The following is a 3907-nucleotide window of genomic DNA, read 5'->3' on the forward strand; positions in this document are numbered from 1 at the left end:
AGGGACGGGCTTGGCTCGGGACAGGGGTCTTGGCCTACGAGACGGCAGTCTACGACTTAACTTACCGTGCCCTAGACGAGGCTCTACGACTGGCACGACTCAGCCAAGACGGCTGGGCCGAGGGTGAGGCGCTCCGTGTGCTAGGACTCGCCCACTGGAACCAGGGCCGCCCCGATCAGGCACGAGATCTCTATCTGCAGAGCCAGGAGTGTTTTGTACGATGCCAGCACAAAGGGGGGCAGGCCTCGGTTCTGGCGAGCCTGGGGCACTTGGCGTGGAACCTGGGTCAGCTCCAGGAAGCCAGCACGTATAATCGCCAGAGCCGTGCCCGCTTTCAGGAGCTGGGTGACGAAGCCGGGCTGGCGGAGATCAACGCGAACTTAGGGCTGATCGCCCGTAGCCTCGATGACTACCCCGCAGCGCGGCGCTATATGAACGAGGCACTGGAGGCACGGCGACGGCTCGGGATGCGAGCAGGAGTCGCCGCAGTTGTTCATCAGCTTGGGGTGCTCTCCTACCTGGAAGCCCGCCATGACGATGCCATCCCGTACCTAAAAGAAAGTGCCCAGCACTGGCGCGAGCTGGGCGATCCCGGCTGGCTTGCACTCTCCCTCTACTACCTGGGCCTCGTTCAGAAAGCACAGCGAGCGTTTCCCGAAGCGATTGCTTCGCTGAGTGAGTCACTTCAGCTCCGCCGCCAACAAGAGGCAAAGCGCTCTATCGCGGGGCTTCAGTATGCTCTCGGGGCAATCTGGCTAGAGCAAAAGCAGTACGATGATGCCATCCCTGCCCTGCACGAGAGCGCACAGCTTCGGCTGGAGATTGGCCTGCCTGTCTTCGGTGGCGAGTCCCTGGATGTTTTAGCCTGCCTGCACACCCGCCAAGGCAAGGCAGCTCTCGCCGTCCCGTATCTAAGCTACGCCGCAAAGCTCCGTGAGGGCAAGGACGAAGTCGAAGACAAGCACCCCCACCGCGATGAGGCCACCTGCACCACAAAAGAAGCGCTCCCAGAGTGCCAGTGGCAGCAGCTCTGGGAGCAAGGAGCCGCTTTGGACTCCCTAGACGCTTTACTCAGCCTCTAGCGCTTGCCCCCGCCCAGAAAGCTGGCAAAGAGCTTGACCATCGGATCGTTCTCGTTGTCGGCGATATAGCCGATAAAGGCGATCGACATCTCGTCGGTGGTGGCTTCTCCCCAAGCGACATCTTTCGGGGGATTGTTGGGCTGGCGGGGATTAGCCGCCGAGTTGTCGTAGCGAGCCCGGAGCGTGAGCTGGGTTCCCTTAGGCAGCGAGACAAACTCTTTGTAGTTGTAGGTGTCCTGCCAGTTAAAGTCCCAGTCATTGATCTGGATCAGAGGTAGCTTTTTCCCATTGGGCAGGATAGCCTCGATCCCAATCTCTCGCCCCAGTAAGTGCATGTGCGGAATCACAAAGATCGCCTTGGCATCAAAGGGCATGAGAGTGCTCGATGATGTTTTGTAGCTGGCCTCACCCGCAGGGATACTCAGCGGCGCAATTAGCGGCAGGATTCCCAAGCGCTTGGTGGCAGGCTTCTTGGCAAAGTAGATCCCCACTTGAGTGAGATCCTCTTCCGGCTTGCCGTTGGAGTGGTAGTGCACCTGCATGACCAAGTCGCTTCCCTTGGGCAGAGGCCGCGCGATGCCATCGGGGAGGAAGTAGGGCAGCTTTCCGGGAGCCCAGCCATCGAGCTCGCCACTCGGGAGAAATCCCGGCCCGCCAAAGCTGGTATAGCCCGGCCCCGCCTCGGCTTCGTCCATCTTGCGGGCACGGCCCTGCGTGTCTAGGTAGCCAATCACATGGTGCACCACGGCTTTATTGCCCGCACGGTACTCCACCGCCACGACTTCTTTATCCTGCGTGACATTCGTAGGAATCACAAAGCAGCGGTAGACATCAGCCCCCGACGGCGCAACTTGGTAGCTCTGGGGCATCTTGAGAATGAGATCGGGCTCCCCGAGTGTCCAGCCCTTAGCGAACTTAGGAGGAGCGGGCGCTTTGGCAAGCTCTCCTGCGGGAGCCCCCGATTCCGCCCAGAGCGAGAGAAGCTGAATCTGTGCCTCGGTGAGCTTGCGGACACCGGAGAACTCCCCATGCCCATCAACGGGCTTCCAGGGCGGCATGACACGCTTCTGAGAAACTTGAGCAATATTGGTAGCAACATGCTTGGCACTGGCGTAACTATCCAGCGCCATTGGCCCGATCTCGCCCGCACGGTGGCAGGAGACACAGTTGGCATTGAGAATCGGCGCGATATGCTCGGCATAGGTAACCAGAGCCCGCTGGCCCCCACGCGCTGGAGAAAACGGCTCTATTGTGCAACCGACGGCTTCGGTCTTGGCAACTTTGATCGGCTTGCCTGTCAGTGTCGCGTTCAGTGCAGCGGCGAGCTCATGGTGGAGCGGCGCGGCTCCGCGCGGCTTGGCCTGCCCCGCGCCCCCATCATCGCTGATGCGGCCCTGGTAGAGCACTTTCCCGTCCGCATTGAGCACAAACGCATGCGGCGTCACTTTTGCGCCCAGGGAAGCTTTGATCGTCTGATTGGAATCAAGTAGAACAGTCACATCGCTCAGGCCATACTTCTTTGCATGTGCTGCAGCCTCCGCCTGGTCGCCCGGGTTGCTATAGACCAGAACAAGCTGTCCACCCCGAGCTTTCGCCGACTTTGCCAGCGCTGCCAGCTCCGGTGCGTGGCGGTTGGCAATGGGGCAGGAAACTCCCACAAAGACCACGGCTGTGGCTCGCTTCCCGGCGTAGGGAATGGAAGTACTCGCCCGTCGCCCGACCGGCTTTGTCACATCGGCGAGCACCATGCCGCCCCAGAGCGCCAGCGAGGCGCTAAGCATCCAAACGAAACGATTTTTCACCATAGTTCAGAGTCTCCACTAACGCAATGATTAAATTGTACCATTTCTCACAAAGTATCTTGAAAGAACACACTGGCGCAGAGTGGTGCCAGCGCCACACTACCCCGAAACGCACCAAGGCTCTGGATTCCCGCCCTCCGGTGATCCACTGCCCGCTTCCACAACCCTGGTGGAAGCGCAAAGGCTCCTGGCTTCTTGCTACCATGAAGCACCACGAGAATCTGCTTCCAGGAGTCCCCCACCAGCCCTCCGTTGAGCCGAAACGCCACCCCATCGGCATGGGGTAGAAATGTCAGGGTTCGCTTGACCTGCTCCGCCGTGCTCAGGCGAAAGGCAGGGTGAGCGCGGCGGAGCCGAATCAGTCCTGCCATGTAGGCACGAACCTCCTCAAACTCTGCGCCTCGTTTCCAGTCAAACTGATTGGCCTTATCTCCCGCATTGTAGGAGTTTGCATTGCCACCTTTGGTACGGCCTAGCTCGACGCCACCTTCCAGAAACGGAATGCCCTGAGCGAGCAGAACCGTGGCGTGGGCGAGCTTGACCGCAGCAGGGTGAAGCTCTGGCTCACGAGTAAGGCTGAGGGCAACTTTATCCCAGAAAGTCGCGTTGTCGTGTGCGGAGACATAGTTGACCGTCTCCGTGGGCGAAGCCGCAAAATCGGAGAGCGAGCCGCCCAGAAGCGACTCCAGAGTGGCGGCAGCGGTCTTACCCCCCAGCGCAAAGCCGGGCTGAGGGCCATCCAGGTCGCCGCGCAGGGCACTGCGAAAGTGGTCGTTGAAGACCGCCACTGATAGTCCTTTTTGGTCGCCCTTCCCGAAACGCAGGGGGCCGCCCCCGGTCCAAGGCTCGCCATAGATCACGGCGGAGGGGTTCTGGCGGCGGATCTCCTGTGCCAGTGCCGCAACAGTCTCTCGGGTAAACATGCCCAGGAGATCAAACCGAAACCCATCTATCTTGAACTCCCGGCTCCAGTAAGCCAGGCTCTCCCGAATAAACTTTCGCACCATCGGGCGGTCGTCGTGG

The 3907-nt window shown here is 60.4% G+C and carries 3 protein-coding genes; 1 reads left to right on the forward strand and 2 read right to left on the reverse strand.

What is annotated here, in order from left to right; translation table 11 throughout:
- A partial coding sequence (locus RMO15_RS28480) for a tetratricopeptide repeat protein (RefSeq protein ID WP_309720993.1) occupies window positions 1–1082 on the forward strand: 1082 nt, incomplete at its 5' end.
- Here the strand turns inward: RMO15_RS28480 and RMO15_RS28485 are convergent.
- Complete coding sequence (locus RMO15_RS28485) at window positions 1079–2887, reverse strand: redoxin family protein (RefSeq protein ID WP_309720996.1); 1809 nt, start codon at window positions 2885–2887, stop codon at window positions 1079–1081. The two genes, RMO15_RS28480 and RMO15_RS28485, sit on opposite strands and share 4 nt — an antisense overlap.
- A 44-nt stretch (window positions 2888–2931) precedes the next feature.
- Window positions 2932–3907: alpha-amylase family glycosyl hydrolase (locus RMO15_RS28490; protein ID WP_309720998.1), on the reverse strand; the 976-nt coding region annotated here is incomplete at its 5' end.

Origin of the sequence: Armatimonas sp. (genome assembly GCF_031410135.1) — a bacterium.
Lineage (GTDB): Bacteria > Armatimonadota > Armatimonadia > Armatimonadales > Armatimonadaceae > Armatimonas.

Coding starts and splice junctions, on each gene's coding strand:
- RMO15_RS28485 (WP_309720996.1), bottom strand. CDS start 2,887: ATGGTGAAAAATCGTTTCGTTTGGATGCTTAGCGCCTCGCTGGCGCTC.